Raw genomic sequence first — 22,939 nt, 5'->3', positions numbered from 1 at the left:
TAGCGCAATTATAAAATACTGAAAAACAACTCTAAAATTATCGAAATAATTAAAAAGCTACATTCCATCTTGGTAATCTACCGTTTTCGTCTAAGAAGTTTTGTAAAACTTGTCCTTCTACAAAAGTTGGAATTACTTTGGTCCTGTCATTAAATGTTTCATACCAAACCACTTCTAGCGTACTTATATCTTCAATTTTCATTTGTGCTGGCCAAGAATATTTTCTTCCTGTTTTTGCAAATTGGTGTCCTTCTACAATTTTTTCTTGAAGACCACCATTTTTAATTTTCAAAGTTCCGTTATTTTGAACGGTACCTGTAGAACCAACCATTATTAACTCTTTTTCATCCCCTACTGAATACACTAAAAACACTCCAGATCCTTCTGAAGCATTGCATACTTCTGCCAGACTATCTTCTGCAGTAAATGAAAACTGATTGGTAACTTTGAATTTTTTTAATTCTTTGTACATATTATTTTATTTTTATTTGAAATGACTTCGACAAAAAAATACCCCACAAAATCGTGAGGCCCATTAGAAACCATTCGTTTGTATTTACTTTTATTAGTATTGAATCTGAAAAAAAAAATCCATTTAATAAAGTGCAAAGATATTTCTTTAATTCAATTTATAATTAAAAAAGCCCCACAAATTGCGAGGCTTTTTAGAATATTTAATTGGAGTATAAGATTAACCTAAAACTTCTTTAACTTTTTTACCAATTTCTGCTGGAGAATCTACTACGTGAATACCACATTCTCTCATGATTTGTTTTTTAGCTTCTGCAGTATCGTCAGATCCACCAACGATTGCACCTGCATGTCCCATTGTACGTCCTACTGGAGCGGTAACTCCTGCAATGAACCCTACAACTGGTTTACGGTTACCATCCGCTTTGATCCAATGAGCAGCATCAGCTTCTAATTGTCCACCAATTTCGCCGATCATTACGATACATTCTGTTTCTGGATCATTCATCAACAATTCAACAGCTTCTTTTGTTGTAGTTCCAATGATTGGGTCTCCACCAATACCAATTGCAGTAGTGATTCCTAATCCTTGTTTTACTACTTGATCCGCAGCTTCGTACGTTAATGTTCCCGATTTAGAAACAATACCAACTGTTCCTTTTTTGAATACAAAACCTGGCATAATACCAACTTTAGCTTCGCCTGGAGTAATTATACCTGGACAGTTTGGCCCTATTAATCTTGCTTTTCTTTCTTTAACATAACTATTCGCTTTGATCATGTCTGCCACAGGAATTCCTTCAGTAATTGCAATAATTACTTTTATTCCCGCGTCAGCAGCTTCCATTATTGCATCTGCAGCAAAAGCTGGCGGTACAAAAATGATAGTCGTATCAGCTCCTGCTTGTTCTACAGCATCTTTTACAGTATTAAAAACGGGTCTATCTAAGTGCGTAGTCCCCCCTTTTCCTGGAGTTACACCACCAACAACGTTAGTACCGTACTCAATCATTTGAGAAGCATGGAAAGTTCCTTCACTTCCTGTAAAACCTTGAACAATTATTTTGGAATCTTTATTAACTAAAACACTCATGATATATTTTTTATGTAGTTTTTAAAATGGTTATGCAAAAGTATAAAATAGTAAGCACTAATCCGTATTCAGTATTCAGTTTTTTGACACTAAATTAGGATAATTGGCTCATTTGATAGCCTCGAAATAATTTATTGTCTTTTATTTGCCAAATAACTATAAAATGTGCCAATAACATTTCTTCTCTTGGGTTCTCAATCGTTTTCACAAAATGAGAATAACGTACCGAAATCAAATCATTTTCACCAATAAGATGGCTTATACGAACCTTAGAACGGACATAAGCTTTACTTAAATCATTGGACAAATTTAATAACGAATCATAATTAAGTTCCACAAATCCTGTACTACTATTCCATTCTACGATTACCTCTGGATGCAAAAAATCTTTGATAACTTCACGATCAATCAAAGCATCCGATTTATAAAATTTCTGAACAATTTCTTTAGCAGACATATTATTTTAGTTTATTTAGAATTTCGGGTATCTTTTTGATATTGGCCAGTTGCTTCAATTTTTCTCTTGATTCTTCAATTGGAGTACCAAAATAAGACTTTCCGCCTTCAACCGATTTTGTCACTCCAGTTTGACCCAGAATAATTGCCTTAGCCCCTATAGTAATACCGCTGGTGGTTCCTACTTGTCCCCAAATCGTTACTTCATCTTCAATAACCACACAACCTGCTATTCCAGTTTGAGAGGCGATTAAACATTTTTTTCCAATAACAGTATCATGACCTACATGTACTTGATTGTCAATTTTAGTGCCTTCGCCAATTGTTGTGTCACCAGTTACACCTTTGTCAATAGTACAAAGCGCTCCAATACCCACATTATCTTTGATTACCACGCGACCACCGGAAAGTAATTGATCATAACCTTCAGGTCGCTTTTTATAGTAAAAGGCATCTGCGCCTAGAATCGTTCCTGCATGAATAATAACATTGTCGCCAATTATGGTATAATCATAAATGGAAACATTAGAATGAATTAAGCAATTCTTGCCAATAAAAACATGATTTCCAATAAATGTATTCGGCTGTATCACAGTTCCCTCGCCTATTAAAGCTGAAGTTGCTATGGAAACATTTGAAAATTGAAAAGGCCTGAAATAATTTGTCAATTTATTAAAATCCCTGAAAGGATCTTCTGATATCAGTAATGCTTTTCCTTCGGGACACGCTACATTTTTGTTAATCAAAACTATGGACGCAGCAGAATTTAATGCCTTGTCATAATATTTTGGATGATCCACAAAAACAATATCGCCAAATTCGACAACATGAATTTCATTCATTCCTAAAATAGGAAAATTGGCATTACCTACATATTCGCAGCCAATGATACTTGCAATTTCTTTTAAGGTATACGCTTTTTGGAATTTCATAATTTTAATTGGAAAATGAGAAAATGTGAAAAATTAGAAAATGTTGCTATTAGATAAAGGTCACATTTTCTAATTATCAAATTATCTACTCTTTTACACGTTCCATGTAAGAACCTGACGCGGTGTCAATTTTAATTTTATCTCCTTCATTAATAAACAAGGGAACATTTACACTTGCACCCGTTTCAACAGTGGCTGATTTAGTTGCATTTGTAGCCGTATTTCCTTTGATTCCTGGTTCCGCATAAGTGACTTCTAGGATAACTGAAGCAGGCATATCCACAGAAAGCGGTAAGTCAGTCTCTGTATTGATACTTACCATTACGTTCTCTCCTTCTTTTAGCAAATCTGGTGAGTCTAAAATATTTTTGTTCAATGTAATTTGCTCGAAAGTCTCTGTATTCATAAAATGAAAATCATCACCTTCCGGATACAAAAATTGAAATTTATGATTTTCTACTCTAACTTCTTCTATTTTATGTCCTGCAGAAAAGGTATTGTCTAACACTTTTCCATTAGTTAAACTTCTCAGTTTGGTTCTAACGAAAGCTGGTCCTTTTCCTGGTTTAACGTGAAGAAATTCAATAATTTTGTAAATATCATTGTTGTATTTGATACACAATCCGTTTTTAATATCTGATGTAGATGCCATTATATTTTTTATTTTATATTACTATTTTTATTTTTTTGATAACTGAAATTACTTTATTTTTAGTAGTTCCCAGAATATCCTTTCATTACTCCTCTTGATGAATTTCTAATAAAATCAATAATTTCATCTCGTTCAGGTGTTGCTTCCATTTCAGCTTCAATAATCCCCAAAGCTTGTGTAACGTTATAATTTTTTTGATACAAAATTCTATAAATATCTTGAATTTCTCTGATTTTTTCAGATGTAAAGCCTCTCCTTCTCAATCCAACCGAATTAATTCCAACATAGGACAATGGTTCTTTAGCTGCTTTTGTGTACGGTGGAACATCTTTTCTTAGTAAAGACCCTCCCGAAATCATGGCATGGTCTCCCACACTAATAAATTGATGAACTGCTGATAAACCTCCAACAATAGCATAATTACCAATAGTTACGTGTCCTCCTAGAAGAACCCCATTAACAATAATAGCATTATTTCCTACGTGACAATCATGAGCAATGTGGGCTGTAGCCATAATTAAACAGTTGTCGCCAATTACAGTTTGTCCTGATGCAATTGTCCCTCTATTAATGGTAACGCACTCTCTGATTGTACAATTGTCCCCAATAATTACAAGCGAATCTTCTCCTCCAAACTTTAAATCTTGCGGAACAGCGGAGATAACTGCTCCTGGGAATATATTACAATTTTTTCCAATTCTTGCACCTTCCATAATCGTAACATTGGATCCTATCCAAGTACCGTCTCCAATGACAACGTTGTTATGAATGGTTGTAAAGGGTTCTATTACGACATTTTTGGCGATTTTAGCACCGGGATGAACATAGGCTAAGGGTTGATTCATTTTATTTTGTTTAACCGTTTAACTGTTTAAGCGATTGATCGAATAATCGATAATCAAATCAACAAAAATTATTGTTTTTTAGCAATCTGAGCCATTAATTCCGCTTCAGCAACTAGTTTTCCGTTTGCATAAGCATTTGCTTGCATGTGACAAATCCCTCTTCTGATAGGCGTTATCAAATCACATTTAAAAATTAAGGTGTCACCGGGTAATACTTTATGTTTGAATTTGACATTGTCAATTTTCATAAAATAAGTCAAATAATTTTCAGGATCTGGAACTGTGCTTAAAACTAAGATTCCTCCTGTTTGTGCCATGGCCTCCACTATTAAAACGCCTGGCATAACTGGTGCTTCTGGAAAATGACCAACAAAGAAATTTTCATTCATGGTGACATTTTTCATCCCTACAACATGGCTTTCAGACATTTCAATGATTCTATCAATCAATAAAAAGGGTGGTCTGTGAGGCAATACCGCCATTATTTTATGAATATCCATTAATGGCTCTAGGTTTAAGTCATAAACGGGAACATAATTTCTCTGTTCTATTTTTATAATTTTTGCCATTTTTTTGGCAAATTGTGTATTTACAAAATGTCCTGGTTTATTAGCAATAACTTTTCCTTGTATTTTAGTACCTATTAAAGCTAAATCACCCACTACATCAAGAAGTTTGTGTCTTGCTGCCTCATTTGGATAATGCAAAGTAAGATTGTCTAAAATTCCATTAGGTTTTACGTTAATCGTTTCTTTTCCAAACGCAACTTTCAAGTTTTCCATTGTTGCCTCCGAAATTTCTTTATCAACATAGACTATTGCGTTGTTCAAATCGCCTCCTTTTATCAATCCGTTTTCTAAAAGTGATTCTAATTCATGCAAAAAACTAAAAGTTCTGGATTCCGATATTTCAGTTTTGAAATCAGCAATACTTTTCATGTTTGCATTTTGGGTACCTAAAATTTTAGTTCCAAAATCAACCATGGCAGTTACACAATAATGATCACTTGGCATCACTAAAATTTCACTTCCTGAAGCTTCGTCTGTGAATGAAATAACCTCCTTAACTACGTAAACTTTTCTTTTGGCATTTTGCTCTTCAAATCCTGCTTTTTCAAGTGCTTCAACAAAATATTTAGAAGAACCATCCATTATAGGAAGTTCCGAAGCATTCAATTCGATAATTATGTTGTCTAAATCACAACCAATCAGTGCTGCTAAAACATGTTCTGGAGTTTGAATTTTAACACCCAGTTTTTCTAAATTAGTCCCTCTTTGGGTGTTTACTACATAATTTGCATCTGCTTCGATAATAGGATGTCCCTCCAGATCTACTCGAACAAAAGTAAAACCATTATTCACCGGAGCAGGTTTAAAAGTCATTTTAACTTCTTTACCGGTATGTAGTCCAACTCCAGTTAGCGAGATCTCTGTCGTGATGGTCTTCTGTTTAACCATTGTTTGCATTTTTTTGGTTTAATATTTGTTTCTTTAATTCTTTTATTTCTGCAACAATTTTAGGTAAATTCTTAAAATGAACATACGATTTGCTAAAATCGTTGTATCCAAATGCCGGACTTCCCTGCAAAATTTCGTTGTCTTTTATATTTCTTCCAACACCAGCTTGCGCCTGAATTCGGACATTATTCCCTATGGTCAGATGTCCTGAAATTCCTACTTGACCACCGATCAAGCCATTTTTTCCAATTTTAGTAGAACCTGCAACGCCTGTTTGAGCAGCAATCACTGTGTTCTCCCCTATTTCAACATTATGGGCAATCTGAATTTGATTATCCAATTTTACTCCCTTTCTAATAATAGTTGAACCCATAGTGGCTCTATCAATTGTAGTACAAGAACCTATATCAACGTTATCCTCAATGATTACATTACCAATTTGAGGAATCTTTGTATAAGTTCCGTCTGGATTAGGCGCAAAGCCAAAACCGTCCGAACCAATAATAGCTCCTGAATGAATCGTGCAATTGTTACCAATTACAGTTTCCGAATATATTTTTGCACCAGCGAATAAAACTACATTATCACCAACAGTAACATTGTCTCCCAGAAAACAATTGGGATAAATTTTTACATTTTCACCTAAAACAACGTTTTGTCCTACGTAACTAAAACTGCCTAAATATAGGTTATCTCCATATTTTGCACTTTGCGAAAGAAAGGAAGGTTGCTCAATTCCACTTTTATTAAGCTTAACTTGATTGTAAAATTCCAACAGTTTAGAAAACGCTCCGTATGCATCTGGCACTTTTATTAATGTAGTGGTTACAGGCGACTCTGGCACAAAAGAATCATTCACAATTGTTACTGATGCTTTTGTGGAATATATATAATTGAGGTATTTAGGATTTGACAAAAAAGTCAATGAACCTTCAATACCCTCCTCAATTTTTGACAATCTAAAAACTTCCACCTTCGGATTCCCAACAACTTCTCCTTCTAAAATCCCTGCTATTTGTTCTGCTGTAAATTTCATCTTATCTAATTGTATTTCTTATGGGAATAAGATGGATCTCACTATGTAATGTCCTGATGGTATTAAAAAAAAATGTATTAGCTCGTTTCATTGCGACAAAAATATAAAAAAATAGATTTTAAATGGCGTTTTTATAACAGTTGTTTTGGGAAACAGATATAATACTTGGTCACTAATTTAGATAATGATTTTAAATTCAGCTGATCAGATGATTCAATTACGTCCTCAATTGTGCTATCTTTTTTCAAAATTCGTATTGGTTCCGCTTCTTTACTATAGGCTTGGTTTTTTATTTTCCCTTTAAAGATAAAATAATTGGTTTCCAATAATGAAATATTATTTTCCACTGAAAAACGCTCTTTAAGCGGCTGCAATTCTTCAATCGCTACTTTTTCACTAGTTAGCTTTATTTTTAATAAATCTCGGTTTACTATCATTTTACTCAAAGAGGACAATATAAAATCATCGTTCTTTTGCCACGATTTTAATGCTCCAATGATATCAAAATCATCTAATTGAGCAAATAAATCCAAGGTTTCAGCATCAAAAGTAGCAATAGTGACCTTGTTTTGCATGAAAAACAATAGCGGCTCACTACAAGGTAATTGCACTCCTTTTAACGTTAATTCTTTGGCGCGTTTTAAGATTTTCATCAAAATTAACTCTGCGACTAAACTCGTTTTATGCAAATACGCCTGCCAATACATTAATCGTCTGGACATTAAGAATTTTTCAACAGAATAAATTCCTTTTTCTTCAATCACCAAAAAATCGTCCACGACATTCATCATTTGAATCAGTCGTTCTGAGTTGACATTTCCTTCTGCCACTCCTGAATAGAAACTGTCTCGTTTCAAATAATCCATACGATCCATATCCAACTGACTCGAAATCAACTGCAACATGAATTTTCTGTTGTATTCTCCTTTAAAAACCTGAATAGCCAAACTTAACTGACCGTTGAATTCTACATTTAATTGGTTCATGAATAAAAGCGATATTTCTTCATGATGCACATCTTCAACAATGCTTTTTTCCATAGCGTGCGAAAACGGTCCGTGCCCAATATCATGCAATAAAATAGCAATATACAGCGCATTTTCTTCTTCGGGAGAAATTGAAACTCCTTTAAAACGCAACACATCAACTGCTTTTTGCATTAAATGCATACAACCTAAAGCATGATGAAAACGGGTATGATTGGCACCAGGATATACTAAATACGACAATCCCATTTGGGAAATTCGACGCAATCTTTGAAAATAAGGATGCTGAACTAAATCGTAGATTAAGGCATTTGGAATGGTAATAAACCCATAAATGGGATCATTGAATATTTTCAGCTTATTGATTTGACTCACTATAACTTTTTTTTAGGGTCAACAAATATAAGTAATTTAGATTTCAAAATAGAAACGTTCCTTAATCTGATTTAGAGCCAAAAAAAACGGAGCGTTTGCAGCGCTCCGTTGATATACTATTTAAAGTTTTCTAATCCAAATATTTCTGAATTGATTTTTAGAATCATGGTCTTGAAGCGAAATAACATCATCGCCATGAGACGACGGATAATTGTGTAAACCGATATACAGTGTCAACCCGTTTATGGTCGTATTATTTTGTACTAAAACCCCATTCAAAAACACAGTTATTCTAGCTGGAGCATCAATTTTCCCATCTGTTTTGAACCTTGGAGCCGTATAAATTACGTCGTAAGCATTCCACTCTAATGGAGTTTTTACAGCGTTTACTAATGGCGGATGATCTTTATAAATACTTCCCGCCTGGCCATTGCTGTAGGTTCTATTATTGTGGGAATCTAATATTTGCAACTCGTATCTGTTTTGGAAAAACACACCACTGTTTCCTCTTGCCTGTCCGCCATCTAAAACAACATCTGGTGCGCTCCATTCTAGGTGCAATTGGCAATCACCAAAAGCCATTTTGGTTTGAATGGCTCCAGAACCTGGAACAACTTCCATATAATCTTTGTCAACAATTTTCCATCCTGCAGGTTTGCTGGCATCTTTTTGACTTACCCATTGATCTAAGTTTTTACCATCAAATAAAATAATGGCATCCGAAGGTGCATTTCCAATCATTTTAGCCGGCGTTATAACTTTCACTTCCGGTTCCCAAATTTCAGTCATTTCGGGTTTCATTGGCATTGGTGAAACCTCCGGCGGAGTGTTTACATATTTGTGTTGCGCAATAGCCGCCGATGCAGAAAATAAGGCAATCATTAAAAAAGAGTTCTTAAAGGTTTTAGATTTCATAGTTAAATTCATTTGGTTTAATAAAATATAAATAGTGTATAATAGTTCTCTTTTCAATATTAAGCATTTTTTTTTCACGAACTAACTTTTAATTTAAATATAACTAATTGAGGGTTAAACTTTAGATTTTTATTCGCAAGACAATAAGTAAAGAGAAATCGTTTTCTTAAAAATTAACATAATTTTAAGTTCGTTTAGTTCGGTAAATTACGAACTAACTTTACTTTTGCAAAAAAATCATGGCAACAATCCAAAAAGAAAGAGAAGAACTCATCGAAATGTTCGGAATTCATTTTGAGTTATTATACAATTTACCGCCATTAGGTTCCAGAATTCTTGGATTGTTAATAGTAGATGGTTGTAAAACCGGATTAACATTTGAAGAGATAGTCGAAAAGATGGCTGCCAGTAAAAGCTCTATTTCTACGAACTTGAATCTACTCTTAAAGATGGATAAAATAAATTACTACACAGTAAGCGGTGATCGTAAAAAATATTTTAAACCGTCCCCATTCAGTGAAAGACTTTCTAATTATATCAAAATCCTTGATTTTGAAAAAAAAATAATAGACAAATTAATCACCTACAGAGAGCAAACTATTTCTTGCAAAGAAGAACAATGCAACATGGAAAATGTAAAAGCCTATAAAGCCCATGTTTGTGAAGTAGAGGAACTTTTGATTAAAACCATCGAAAAATTTAAGGAAATAGAAATCAATAATAGCAAAAATAATTAATCAATTTTAGTAAATAGTCCGAATGAAAAAGAAATATTTTATAAGTGCAATTGTGTTATCAATAAGTTTGCTCTCCTGCAAAAAAGAAACCGCTCCAACTGCTCCTCCAATTATGTCCTACAAAGTATTCGAAATAGGAACCTCAAATACTACTTTATTAGCGGAATATCCTGCCAGTTTAGAAGGAGTTACAGACATCGATATTCGTGCGAAAGTGGACGGATATATTGAAAAAATCTATGTACAAGAAGGTCAAGAGGTAAAAAAAGGGCAATTGCTTTTTAAATTAGAGACACAAACAGCAACCCAAGAAGCTGCTGCCGCAAAAGCAAAAGTAGCAGCGGCTCAAGTGGAGGTAAATCGTCTAATCCCTCTGGTACAGCGCAACATTATTAGTGATGTGCAATTAGAAACTGCAAAAGCAAACTTAGCTAGCGCCAAAAGTACTTTTCAAAGTATCATTGCCAGAATTAATTATGCTACTATAAAAAGTCCTGTTAACGGAATTGTAGGGACATTACCATTACGCCTTGGAAGTTATGTAAGCAGCCAGACTGTTGAACCCTTAACGCGAATTTCTGATGTGAGTACCATCTATGCTTATTTTTCAGTAAATGAAAAAGAACAATTGGATATCATGATGAATGCGGAAGGAAAGTCATTTCAAGATAAAATAAACAAAATGGAGGCGGTGAATTTGGTTTTGAGCAATGGTATGCCTTACGAACAAAAGGGCAAAATTGAAACTTTTAGCGGTCAAGCCAATATACAAACGGGATCATTTAATGTAAGAGCACGTTTTGCAAACAAGAACAAATTGTTGCGTTCTGGAGAAAGTGGAACGATACAGATTCCTACTGATTTAGAAGATGTTATTATTATCCCTCAAAACGCAACATTAGAATTACAAGACAAGCGAATTGCCCTTGTTGTGGATAAAAATAACAAAGTGCAAGCAGTTCCAATTGTAGTTCGACCAATTCCTGGAGGCAAATTTTTTGTAGTGGATAGCGGATTAAATACAAACGATAAAATACTTGTTGAAGGAGTTGGAATTGTAACTGAAGGAACAATCATTACCCCTGAAGTTGTTGATTTTAAAACTATAATCGATCCTACAACAAAATAATTCTCACACTAACTATTGAATAAATTACAAAATATGTTTTCAAAATTCATTGACAGACCGGTATTGTCAACGGTGATTTCTATTATCATCGTAATTTTGGGAGTTTTAGGGTTAATCTCACTTCCAGTTTCACAATACCCAGAAATAGCACCGCCTACGGTAACTGTATCAGCAAATTATCAAGGTGCCAGTGCCGAAGTGGTAATGAGCTCGGTTGTAATTCCATTAGAAGAACAAATAAACGGTGTCGAAGACATGACTTATATGACTTCTACATCAAATAATGATGGTTCGGCAGCCATAAATATTTACTTTAAATTAGGTACAAATCCAGATTTGGCAGCAGTAAATGTGCAAAATCGGGTTTCTCGCGCTACACCTTTGTTACCGCAAGAAGTTACAAGAGCCGGTGTCACGACTTCAAAGAGACAAAGTGATAATATTTTGATTTTATCATTGTATAGTGACAACCCAGATTATGATGATACTTTTCTTCAAAATTATGCTAACATTAATATTTTACCAAAAATAAAACGTGTAGCTGGAGTTGGAGAAGCAATGATTTTTGGACAAAAAGACTACTCCATGCGTATTTGGCTTAAGCCAGATGTAATGGGTGCATATGGACTTGTTCCTTCGGACATTACCGCTTTATTGGCAGAGCAGAATATCGAAGCTGCTCCAGGCCAGTTAGGTGAAAGTGGGGACCAATCTTTTCAATATGCCTTAAAATACAAAGGGCGTTTACAAAATGTAAAAGAGTTCGAAGAAATTATTATTCGTTCAACCGAAAAGGGAGAAATCCTCAAGTTAGGCGATGTTGCAAAAATAGAATTGGGAGCTGTAAATTATGCTAGTAATGCCTACACTAATGGAAACAAATCTATTGCGATTGCAATTGCTCAAACTGCAGGATCTAATGCACAAGAAGTAATTGAAGGTTCCTTAAAAGTATTAGATGAGGCGGAAGTAAATTTTCCGAAAGGAGTAAAATATGCCACATTAATTAATGCAAACGACTTCTTAGATGAATCTATTACTAAAGTAATTCATACCTTAATTGAAGCTTTTATATTGGTATTCATTGTGGTTTTCATCTTCTTACAAGACTGGAGATCCACTTTGATTCCAGCTATTTCAGTTCCTGTTGCAATTGTGGGAACGTTCTTTTTCCTTAGTTTATTAGGCTTTACCATAAATTTACTAACGCTTTTTGCTTTAGTACTCGCAGTGGGAATTGTGGTCGATGATGCCATTGTCGTCGTTGAGGCCGTGCATGCCAAAATGGAAGCTGGGGAACATAATCCCAAAAAAGCGGCTCACAGTGCCATGCAAGATATTAGTAGTGCAATTATTTCCATTACGCTAGTTATGTCGGCAGTATTTATTCCAGTTTCGTTTATCAGTGGATCAGCGGGAGTTTTTTACAAGCAGTTTGGAATAACTTTAGCTGTTGCAATCGTATTATCAGCTATTAATGCCTTGACACTTTCCCCGGCTTTATGTGCCATTTTCTTAAAAGAACACGATAAAAGTGCTAAGAAAAAAGGTTTTGCAGAGCGCTTTTTTACTGCATTTAATGTTGGATTTGAAACCACAACCGCTAAATATAAAAGATCTATTGAGTTTTTTATAAAACGAAAATGGTTGGCATTTTTAGGAATTGCCATCTTTGCAGGAATTTTTATCTTATTATTAAATATTACTCCAAAGGCTTTTGTACCGGGTGAAGATACAGGTGCTATTCTTTCAGATATTTCTCTTCCGCCAGGAACTTCATTAGAAAGAACAGAAGAGGTTTTATTACAAATTGAAAATAAAGTTAAAGACATTCCTGAAATAAAAGAAGTGCTTCGTATTTCAGGTCGTAGTTTACTTAGTGGTACCGGTAGCAACTACGGAATGGTAATCGTGAAATTGAAAACTTGGGCAGAACGTAAAGAAACGAATCAAGAAATAAATGCAGTTGTACAGGAATTATTTAAACGAACCGCTTCAGTAAAAGATGCAAAAGTACTTTACTTTGCTCGTCCTACACTTGTTGGTTTTGGTTTTACCAATGGTTTTGAATTTCAATTACAAGACCAAAAAGGAGGAACAATTTCGGAGTTAAGTGAAGTAAATAATAAATTCTTGGCAGCTTTAAACAGCCGTCCCGAAATCAAATATGCAACTACTTCTTTTTCTCCAAATTATCCGCAGTACCGAATTGATTTGAATGTGGCTTCCATAAAAAAATCAGGTTTGACGGTTACCGATGTTTTAGGAACGATGCAAGGATATTATGGTGGCGTTTATGCTTCTAATTTCAACAAATTTGGAAAACAATTTCGTGTGGTTTACCAATCTGAACCTGAATTTAGAAGTAATCCAGAATCATTAAATCAAGTATTGGTCAGAAATAAAAACGGTCAAATGGCACCTATTTCACAATTTGTGACGTTAGTAAAAGTATTTGGCCCTCAAGCAATAGAACGATTCAATTTGTTTACTTCTGTAAAAATCACAGGTGCTCCTAACGAAGGCTTTAGTTCTGGTGATGCCATCAAAGCAGTCGAGGAAGTGGCAAGTCAAAGCTTACCTGTTGGTTTTGGTTATGAGTTTTCAGGAATGACCCGAGAGGAAATAAGTGCAGGCGGTCAAACTTTGTATATTTTCTTATTGTGTTTGGTATTTGTATATTTCTTGTTAGCTGCTCAATACGAGAGTTATATATTGCCTTTTGCTGTATTAATTTCATTGCCTATTGGTTTAGCTGGAGCGTACTTATTTGCTTATTTATTCGATGTGAGTAATAATATTTACTTACAAATAACACTTATTATGCTTATTGGATTACTCGCTAAGAACGCCATTTTGATCATCGAGTTTTCTGTAGATTCCAGAAAAAAAGGAATGAGTATTACGCAAGCTGCAATTCATGGAGCAGTCGCACGTTTGCGTCCAATATTGATGACATCATTTGCATTTATCTTTGGATTATTGCCTTTAATGTTAGCTAAAGGAGCTGGAGCTATTGGAAACAATGCTATTGGAACAGGAGCTATTGGTGGAATGTTAATAGGAACTATTTTTGGAGTTTTTGTTATACCGGTATTGTTTATTGTTTTCCAAACCTTACAGGAAAAAATTTCTACAAAACCACTTCCTGTAGAAAATCAGGATTCAGATGTCGCACTTTTAAACAAAGAAAATGAAGAATAAGTTAACTAAAATAGCAGTACTTGTTGCAACCGCAACAGTAATGCAATCGTGCTTTGTTGCCAAAGAATACGACCGACCAGAATTAAAAACGGAAAATCTATACCGCAACGAAATCATTTCAACCGATACCGTTTCACTTGCCAATGTTGCCTGGGAAAACGTTTTCACGGATCCGCTTTTACAAGGATATATCAAGAAGGGGTTAGAAAATAATTTGGACATCAAAATTGCCATGCAAAATATTGCAGCGGCAGAGGCATCGATGAAACAAGGAAAAGCGGGGTACTTCCCTACTCTTTCTGCCGGTGCCGATTGGACGCATCAGGAACTTTCTAGGAATAGTCAGTTTGGCGCCTTATTACAAGACAGAAGTACCAATCAATATCAGTTAACTGGAAGCCTATCTTGGGAAGCTGATATTTGGGGAAAAATAAGAAGCAACAAACGCGCTGCAAACGCTGGATATCTGCAAACAACTGCTGCAAATCAAGCCGTAAAAACACAGTTGATTGCTAATATTGCCGCTACTTATTATCAATTGCTTTCGGTTGATGCGCAAATAAAATTAGCGGAGAAAACCTTGGTAAACAGAGACAAAAGTGTTGAGACTATTATAGCCTTGAAAAAAGCGGGAAATGTAACTGAAGTTGGCGTTAAGCAAACCGAAGCTCAGAAATATGCTACTCAAATCATCATTGCCGATTTAAAGAACAGCATTATCATTCTTGAAAACACCATCAGTATTCTTTTGGGTCAAGGTCCTGCCAAAGTTGAAAGAAGCACTTTCGAGTCTCAATCCATGCAACCTACAATTACACTTGGGGTTCCTGCAACTTTGCTACGAAACAGACCTGATGTGATTGCAGCTGAATACAACTTAATTTCTAATTTTGAACAAACTAATGTAGCCAAAAGTAATTTTTATCCAACATTGAAACTTACTGCTTCCGGAGGGCTTCAGAGTATCGATTTGAAAGAATGGTTTAGTGCCAATTCGATTTTCGCCAATGTAATTACTGGTTTAATACAGCCTATTTTCAATCAGCGCCAAATTAAAACGAGATTCGAAATTGCAAAAGCCAATCAAGAAAAAGCTTATCTACTGTTTGAGCAGTCACTTTTAACCGCTGGAAAAGAAGTTTCAGATGCTTTGGCGCAATACAATAATGAGACCTATAAACTTACCGTAAGAGAAAAGCAAGTGGACGCGTTAAATAAAGCCACCGATTATTCAGATGAATTATTGACGTATGGTTTAGCTAATTACTTAGAAGTTTTGACCGTAAAAGACAATGCTTTGAATGCCGAACTAAGTTTAATGGATAATAAATTTCAACAATATAAGGCGATAATTCAATTGTACAGAGCCCTTGGAGGTGGCTGGCAATAATAAGATTGCTAGACTAAATAGAATTGATTCCTGTTTGTTTCAAAACCACTGCTTATGTACCGGCAGTGGTTTTGTCGTTTATAGCTTTGATGATCCAGATTTACTTTAGATTAAATAAAATCTATAATTTTATATCAGAACTGCAATCGTGTCAAAATTGAAAAAAATTACAAACAAGTAGATTTATAGGAGACAATCTCTTCTTTACTAAACTAATTATAGATTGAGATCATAAATAAACAAGCGCTGGCAACTTATAAGCAATAACTTCTATACCACTGCTTATAGTTAAATCAAAAATTGATAGTTCTTATGTTGAAACAAAATATTCTCTGATTCTTTCTATTTATAAAAAAAATAAAGGAAGACGCTCTTGTATTGGAAACAACAAATCCGCAAAAAAATATAAAAAATAAAAAAAGTGATACTGTGCCATTCTTGAAAAAAGAATTACTTTAGTCGATTGGAGCTCTAACCAAAACCGAAGTCGGATTCCTTTACAATATTACTACTACACTTACGGAACTAGTAAAATAAAAAGATTGAAAAGAAAATCCAGAATTTGGTTAAGGGGAGCATGGCTCAAAAAAAAATTAGATATTAAATTATATTTTAGAAGATGAGATTAGAAGATTTTGACAATGATGAGGATAAAGTAATCCAAGACCGATTGAAAAGAAAGACTTGGAATGAGATTAGAACCAATGATAGTTGGGCCATTTTTAAAATTATGGCTGAGTTCGTGAACGGTTATGAAAGTATGGGGCGAATAGGCCCATGTGTGAGCATTTTTGGTTCAGCTAGAACAAAACCGGAGGATCCATATTATTTACTGGCTGAAAAAATTGCCTATAAAATAAGCAAAGCAGGGTACGGTGTGATTACAGGCGGTGGACCAGGCATCATGGAAGCAGGTAATAAAGGCGCACATCTTGGAGGTGGAACATCAGTGGGACTTAATATTGAACTCCCGTTTGAACAACATTTTAACCCCTACATTGACAATGACAAAAACTTAAACTTTGATTATTTCTTTGTAAGAAAGGTGATGTTTGTCAAATATTCTCAAGGTTTTGTCGTAATGCCAGGAGGTTTTGGTACTATGGACGAATTGTTTGAAGCAATGACTTTAATTCAAACAAAAAAAATAGCAAAATTTCCCATAATATTAGTAGGCACCAGTTTTTGGTCAGGATTGATTGATTGGATAAAAACGGTATTGGTTGAGAAAGAAAAGACCGTTCATATTGAAGATTTGGAACTCTTTAAAATTGTTGATACCGAAGAGGAAGTAGTTGAAGTCCTTAACAAATTTTACAAGAAATATGATTTGTCTCCAAATTTTTAACGGCAAGAACTTTAGTCCCTTTTATATGTGATTTTATTCCACATAAACGCCATAGCTAATAAATTGATTTTGTAATCTAGTTCGTAATTATTCTGAAATACAGCAGGCTTTTCTTGGACTAGAAAAACAAAAAGTAATTAGCATGACTTTAAATTGTAGGATTTAGAAAAAATTTACTCCAAATTAGCCAATTATCATAATAATTGTTTGAATTTTATGTTGAAAAATTTGCTAATTTGCGGTAAATAAATCGTTAGATAAACAGACAACTACTTTTATTCCTTTACATTTTAAAACAGATACTTGAAATCAATTTATAAAATTTTCCTTTTTATTCTTGTTTTATTGACTTCCATAAAACAGCACGCGCAACACCATTCTAAGATGACTGTTGAGCTCAATACGGAAAATAAAACCTTGCTCATCAAGCAAGAAATCACCTTCTTCAATGAGTCAAACGATACTTTGAAATCAATTGTTTTGAATGATTGGAATAACGCCTATTCTACTAAAAATACACCATTGGCCAAGCGATTTTCGGATGAATTTTATAGAGGTTTTCACTTCGCAAAAGAGGAAGAACGAGGTAGCACCAGCAATCTAATTATTACTACTACCGATCAACACTTTTTACCGTGGAATAGAACAGAGGAAAACCCTGATTATGTGGTTCTACAATTACAAGAGCCATTACTTCCCAATCAAAAAAGCACGTTCCATCTCTCCTATCTCTCTAAGATTCCTAGTGATAAATTTACAAAATATGGCTACAATAACAATGGAATTTTACACCTGAAAAACTGGTACTTAACTCCTGCACGTTATGAAAATCATGCTTTTGTTACAAACAGTAACAACAATTTAGATGATATTGCCAATGCTATTTCTGACTTTGAAATCGAGCTAACAACACCTGCGACTTTAGAAGTAACATCAGATTTAAACGTTTCAAAGGCTATTGTCTATAAAGATCTTAAAAACTACAAATTTTCAGGACAAAACAGAATGGATTTTAGTATGATTTTAGAGCCTAAATCTACTTTTGATAGTTATAAAAACGCTTCCGTTGAGGTTCTTACTGATTTAAAAAATAATAAATTAGATGGCATTCAAAAAGCAATTGTAATTGACCGCATCGTTACTTATGTAAATAATTTGATAGGGAAATATCCTTATGATAAAATTGTGGTGACCCAAACAAATTATGATAGAAATCCATTTTACGGACTAAATCAATTACCCTCCTTTTTAAGTCCGTTTCCTGATGAATTTATTTTCGAAATAAAATTTTTGAAAACTTATCTGAATGAATATTTAAAAACTAGTTTACATCTAGATCCTAGAAAAGACAATTGGATTTATGATGGAATTCAGGTTTATACCATGATGAAATATATGGATGAACATCATCCCAATACAAAAATGATGGGAAGTGCATCCAACATTCGATTATTAAAAAGTTTTAATCTCACTAATATTGATTTCAACGGACAATACAGCTATTTCTATATGTTAATGGCACGTAAAAATTTAGACCAACCTGTAAGCTCGCCAAAAAACACTTTAATTAAGTTTAACGAGCAAATTGCAAGTAAATACCGCGCTGGATTAAGTATTCGATTTTTGGATGATTATCTTCAAAATAACACGGTACCCAATAGCATTAAACAATTTTACGTATTAAATAAGACCCAACAAGTAGCGCGATCTGATTTTGAATATTTATTAAAATCAAATACAACTAAAGATATTTACTGGTTTTTTAAAACTATTATTGATTCAAGAGACATTATTGATTTTAAATTCTCAACCGTTGTAAAAACAAAAGATAGTATCACTTTTTCTGTTAAAAACAGAACAGGAACACCAATCCCAATTCCTATTTATGGAACAAAAAAAGGAGAAATCGTATTCAAGCAATGGCTGGACATTCAAGAATCTGGCAGTACGTTCACCATTCCCCGCAACACCATTGATAAAATTATTTTAAATTTAAAAAATGAAGTTCCCGAATATAATTTAAGAAACAATTGGAAAAAAATTGAAGGTTTTTTTCCTAATAATCGGCCTGTAAAATTTGTTTTTATGAAAGATTTAGAGGATCCTTATTACAATCAAGTCCTCTATGTTCCCTCGATTTATTATAATCTGTATGATGGAGTAGCTCCGGGAATTAGGTTGCACAACAAGACCATCTTGGAAAAACCATTTATCTTTGATGTAAATCCTTCCTACTCTACAAAATCTAAAAATTTATCAGGTTCAGCCATATTTGTAGTCAATCAAAATTTCAGGAACAGTACTCTTTATAATGCTAGGTATTCTATAAGTGGTTCCTATTTTCATTATGCAGAAGATGCTGCCTATTTAAGATTGAATCCGTCTTTGCAATTGCGCATTCGGGAACCCAATTTTAGAGACAATAGAAAACAATTATTTTCTTTCCGACAAGTCATTGTAAACAAGGAAAAAAGTGCTTTAGTGATAGATAATTCTCCTGAAAATTATTCCGTTTTTGATGCAAGATATATTAATACAAAAACAGAAGTTACGAATCATTTCAATTTTATGACTGATTTGCAAATTTCGGGAAAATTCGGAAAAATAACTGGTGAAATAGAATATCGAAAACTATTTGAGAACAACCGTCAAATTAATTTGCGTTTTTATGCCGGAACTTTTTTGTACAACAAAACCCAATCGGATTTCTTTAGCTTCGCATTGGATAGACCAACAGATTATCTTTTTGATTACAATTATTTTGGAAGATCCGAAAGCACAGGCCTTTTTAGTCAACAATATATAGTAGCAGAAGGCGGATTTAAATCTAAAATTGCCACCCCTTTTGCCAATCGCTGGATTACGAGCATAAATGCAAGTTACAGTATTTGGAATTGGATTGAAGCTTATGGCGACATTGGTTTAATCAAAAATGCAGGCACAAAAGGAAGGTTTGTTTACGATAGCGGCATCCGTCTCAATTTAGTTACAGACTACTTTGAATTGTATTTTCCAATCTATTCTAATAATGGATGGGAAATAGCACATGATAATTATAACGAAAAAATACGTTTTATTGTTACATTTTCTCCTAAAACATTAATCAATCTTTTTAATCGAAAATGGTTCTAATCGAATATAATTATCATTATTTATTACGTTATTAGTAATAAAAAGTTATTTAAATTACACATAATAAAAAAATAAAGTTCTTTTTACTAGAATAAATTGCAATAATTAAATTCTATTTTTTTCAATGTGCTATGAAAATAGGTTGTTTTTAAGTAAATTTGCTTCATAAAGTTATACTTTTCAATTATGATAAAAGAAAAAACCAATACTACATTGACATTTGAAGATTTCAAAATCGAAGTTTTAAAGGACTACACCACAGCCATAATAAGCAGAGAATGCAGCCTATTAGGACGCAAGGAAGTATTGACTGGAAAAGCTAAGTTTGGTATCTTTGGAGATGGTAAAGAAGTGCCACAATTAGCCATGGCTAAAGCATTTCAAAATGGAGATTTCCGCTCTGGCTACTATCGCGATCAAACTTTTATGATGGCGATTGGCGAATTAACGATACAACAATTTTTTGCAGGTTTGTATGGACATACTGATATTGAACATGAGCCTATGTCAGCAGGAAGACAAATGGGAGGCCACTTTGCTACCCATAGTTTAAATGAAGATGGTTCTTGGAAAGACTTAACAAAACAAAAAAATTCAAGTGCTGATATTTCTCCTACAGCTGGGCAAATGCCAAGATTATTAGGACTGGCTCAAGCATCAAAAATATACAGACAGGTTGCTGGAATTCCAAATGCTGCAAATTTTTCTAATGAAGGAAATGAGATAGCGTGGGGAACCATTGGAAATGCAAGTACCTCCGAAGGGTTGTTCTTTGAAACTATTAATGCCGCAGGGGTTTTACAAGTTCCTATGGTTATGAGTGTTTGGGATGATGAATACGGAATTTCTGTGCATGCAAAACACCAAACGACAAAAGAAAACATATCCGAAATTTTAAAAGGATACCAAAAGGAACACGACACTAATGGATATGAAATCCTGAGAGTCAAAGGTTGGGATTATGCTGACTTAATTACAACGTATGAGAAAGCTGCCGATATAGCTCGAAAAAATCACGTTCCTGTTTTGATCCATGTTAATGAATTGACGCAACCACAAGGACATTCTAGTTCTGGTTCGCATGAACGTTACAAAGATGCTGATCGCTTGGCTTGGGAAAGAGACTTTGATTGTGTTCGTCAAATGAAATTATGGATGATTGCTATAAATATAGCTTCTCCAGAAGAAATTGAAGCAATTGATGCACAAGCAAAAAAAGAGGTTTTAGAAGGCAAAAAAGCTGCTTGGAATGCCTTTATAGAACCTATTGCTGAAGAGCAAAAAGAGTTGGTTACACTATTACAGAACATAGCGGAAACCAGCAAAAACAAAGATGCCATTCTAAAATTCTCTTCTGATTTAGGTAGCATTAAATCTCCTATAAAAAAGGAAATTCTAGTAACTGCACGTAAAGTTTTGCGTTTAGTACTTAATGAAAATGGCAAAAAAGCACTTTCAGAATGGATTGTAGCCTATACCGCAAAAACACAAAAGAACTTTAGCAGTAACTTATTCTCAGAAACAGATTTAAATGTGTTTTCTATCAAAAAAGTCCTGCCAGTCTACTCTGAAGATGCTAAGGAAGATACCGATGGACGCATGATCTTACGCGATAATTTTGACGCTATATTTACCAAATATCCAGAGGCTTTAATCTTTGGGGAAGATGCAGGAACTATTGGTGATGTGAATCAAGGGCTGGAAGGAATGCAGGAAAAATATGGTGAATTACGTGTTGCTGATGTTGGAATTCGAGAAGCTACCATCTTGGGTCAAGGAATAGGAATGGCACTTAGGGGCTTACGTCCTATTGCCGAAATTCAATATTTAGATTATTTATTATATGCAATCCAAATCATGAGTGATGATTTGGCAACCTTGCGATACAGAACGGTCGGAAAACAAAAAGCACCCTTAATTATACGGACTCGCGGTCATCGTTTAGAAGGCATTTGGCACTCAGGCTCTCCTATGGGTATGATTATCAATGCCATCAGAGGAATCCATGTTTTGGTTCCTAGAAACATGACACAAGCAGCTGGTTTTTATAATAGTTTGCTAGAATGCGACGAACCTGCTTTAGTTATTGAATGTTTGAATGGCTATCGATTGAAAGAAAAAATGCCGTTAAATTATGGCGAATTCAAAACTCCTATTGGTGTAGTGGAAGCTTTAAAAGAAGGTTCAGATATCACACTGGTTTCTTATGGCTCTACCCTCCGATTAGTGCAACAAGCGGCAAAAGAATTGCTTGAAGTAGGTATTGATTGCGAAATTATTGATTTACAGTCTTTACTACCATTTGATATAAATCAAGATGTAGTCAAAAGTATTGCCAAAACAAATCGTTTGCTGGTAATCGATGAAGATGTTCCGGGTGGAGCTTCAGCTTACATTTTGCAACAAATTATTGAACAACAAGATGGATACAACTATTTAGACAGTAAACCTCAAACGCTCACAGCTAAAGCACATCGTCCAGCTTATGGCACAGATGGAGATTATTTCTCTAAACCATCTTCCGAAGATATTTTTGAAAAAGTGTATTATATGATGAATGAAGTGAATCCTTCTAAATATCCAAATTTATATTAAAACTTAAGTATTATCTATACTAATCCTAATCGGTAACGGTTAGGATTTTTTTTTTAATAGTAATTAAAAACAATCTTCTACTAAGCAGTTAGACCTATTTAATGTCGTACTATAAAATGAGTGAAATACTATTTAACATAGGAGTCATATAAGCATTAAACCTTAAATGACCTTATTGTTGCTTAA

17 protein-coding genes are annotated in these 22,939 nt (G+C 34.2%); 7 read left to right on the top strand and 10 right to left on the bottom strand.

Features of this window, described 5'->3' with window-relative positions:
* Nucleotides 1-49: 49 nt before the first annotated feature.
* The 10 genes from BLS90_RS06250 to BLS90_RS06205 form a co-directional block, all read right to left on the bottom strand.
* On the bottom strand, nt 50-472 hold the full coding sequence (locus BLS90_RS06250) for an ADP-ribosylation factor GTPase-activating family protein (RefSeq protein ID WP_091256514.1): 423 nt from the start codon (nt 470-472) through the stop codon (nt 50-52).
* 219 nt (nt 473-691) lie between these two features.
* Nucleotides 692-1,564, bottom strand: a complete 873-nt coding sequence (gene sucD, locus BLS90_RS06245; protein ID WP_091256513.1) for a succinate--CoA ligase subunit alpha — start codon at nt 1,562-1,564, stop codon at nt 692-694.
* A 94-nt stretch (nt 1,565-1,658) separates the two neighbouring features.
* Entirely contained in the window at nt 1,659-2,021 is a 363-nt protein-coding gene (locus BLS90_RS06240) for a hypothetical protein (protein ID WP_073351280.1), read from the bottom strand.
* Between the two features lies 1 nt (nt 2,022).
* Entirely contained in the window at nt 2,023-2,952 is a 930-nt protein-coding gene (locus tag BLS90_RS06235; RefSeq protein ID WP_091256510.1) for a UDP-3-O-(3-hydroxymyristoyl)glucosamine N-acyltransferase, read from the bottom strand.
* Between the two features lie 85 nt (nt 2,953-3,037).
* Nucleotides 3,038-3,604: an elongation factor P gene (gene efp, locus BLS90_RS06230; RefSeq protein ID WP_066077467.1), complete on the bottom strand. Its 567-nt coding sequence runs from the start codon at nt 3,602-3,604 to the stop codon at nt 3,038-3,040.
* A gap of 59 nt (nt 3,605-3,663) precedes the next feature.
* The gene (gene lpxA, locus BLS90_RS06225; protein WP_073351284.1) at nt 3,664-4,449 is read right to left on the bottom strand and encodes an acyl-ACP--UDP-N-acetylglucosamine O-acyltransferase; all 786 of its coding nucleotides are present in this window, start codon (nt 4,447-4,449) and stop codon (nt 3,664-3,666) included.
* Nucleotides 4,450-4,517: 68 nt separating this feature from the next.
* Nucleotides 4,518-5,906 (bottom strand): bifunctional UDP-3-O-[3-hydroxymyristoyl] N-acetylglucosamine deacetylase/3-hydroxyacyl-ACP dehydratase, encoded by a 1,389-nt coding sequence (locus BLS90_RS06220; protein ID WP_091256809.1) that lies wholly within the window; start codon nt 5,904-5,906, stop codon nt 4,518-4,520.
* A complete protein-coding gene (gene lpxD / locus BLS90_RS06215; protein ID WP_091256507.1) occupies nt 5,899-6,942 on the bottom strand; it encodes a UDP-3-O-(3-hydroxymyristoyl)glucosamine N-acyltransferase in 1,044 nt (347 codons plus the stop codon). Before lpxD ends, BLS90_RS06220 begins: the two co-directional genes overlap by 8 nt.
* Nucleotides 6,943-7,073: 131 nt before the next feature.
* Nucleotides 7,074-8,303, bottom strand: coding sequence for an HD domain-containing protein (locus BLS90_RS06210; RefSeq protein ID WP_091256504.1), 1,230 nt, complete (start codon nt 8,301-8,303; stop codon nt 7,074-7,076).
* Between the two features lie 120 nt (nt 8,304-8,423).
* Entirely contained in the window at nt 8,424-9,218 is a 795-nt protein-coding gene (locus tag BLS90_RS06205) for a 3-keto-disaccharide hydrolase (protein ID WP_091256501.1), read from the bottom strand.
* Nucleotides 9,219-9,457: 239 nt separating this feature from the next.
* On the opposite strand from BLS90_RS06205, the gene BLS90_RS06200 reads away from it, so the two are divergent.
* The 7 genes from BLS90_RS06200 (at nt 9,458) to BLS90_RS06170 (ending at nt 22,753) form a co-directional block, all read left to right on the top strand.
* Nucleotides 9,458-9,955 (top strand): GbsR/MarR family transcriptional regulator, encoded by a 498-nt coding sequence (locus tag BLS90_RS06200; protein WP_091256499.1) that lies wholly within the window; start codon nt 9,458-9,460, stop codon nt 9,953-9,955.
* Between the two features lie 22 nt (nt 9,956-9,977).
* Entirely contained in the window at nt 9,978-11,084 is a 1,107-nt protein-coding gene (locus BLS90_RS06195) for an efflux RND transporter periplasmic adaptor subunit (protein ID WP_091256497.1), read from the top strand.
* Nucleotides 11,085-11,117: 33 nt separating this feature from the next.
* On the top strand, nt 11,118-14,288 hold the full coding sequence (locus BLS90_RS06190; protein ID WP_091256495.1) for an efflux RND transporter permease subunit: 3,171 nt from the start codon (nt 11,118-11,120) through the stop codon (nt 14,286-14,288).
* Nucleotides 14,278-15,678 (top strand): efflux transporter outer membrane subunit, encoded by a 1,401-nt coding sequence (locus BLS90_RS06185; RefSeq protein WP_091256493.1) that lies wholly within the window; start codon nt 14,278-14,280, stop codon nt 15,676-15,678. The genes BLS90_RS06190 and BLS90_RS06185 overlap by 11 nt, the downstream gene beginning before the upstream one ends.
* A gap of 619 nt (nt 15,679-16,297) precedes the next feature.
* Nucleotides 16,298-17,026, top strand: coding sequence for an LOG family protein (locus tag BLS90_RS06180; RefSeq protein ID WP_091256490.1), 729 nt, complete (start codon nt 16,298-16,300; stop codon nt 17,024-17,026).
* 384 nt (nt 17,027-17,410) lie between these two features.
* Nucleotides 17,411-20,158 (top strand): gluzincin family metallopeptidase, encoded by a 2,748-nt coding sequence (locus tag BLS90_RS06175; protein ID WP_091256488.1) that lies wholly within the window; start codon nt 17,411-17,413, stop codon nt 20,156-20,158.
* A 186-nt stretch (nt 20,159-20,344) separates the two neighbouring features.
* Entirely contained in the window at nt 20,345-22,753 is a 2,409-nt protein-coding gene (locus tag BLS90_RS06170) for an alpha-ketoacid dehydrogenase subunit alpha/beta (RefSeq protein WP_091256486.1), read from the top strand.
* Nucleotides 22,754-22,939 lie beyond the last annotated feature (186 nt).

Source organism: Flavobacterium omnivorum (assembly GCF_900099915.1).
Classification (GTDB): domain Bacteria; phylum Bacteroidota; class Bacteroidia; order Flavobacteriales; family Flavobacteriaceae; genus Flavobacterium; species Flavobacterium omnivorum.
Note: the sequence above shows the minus strand (reverse complement) of the source record. Positions and strands in the feature narration are given on the sequence as shown.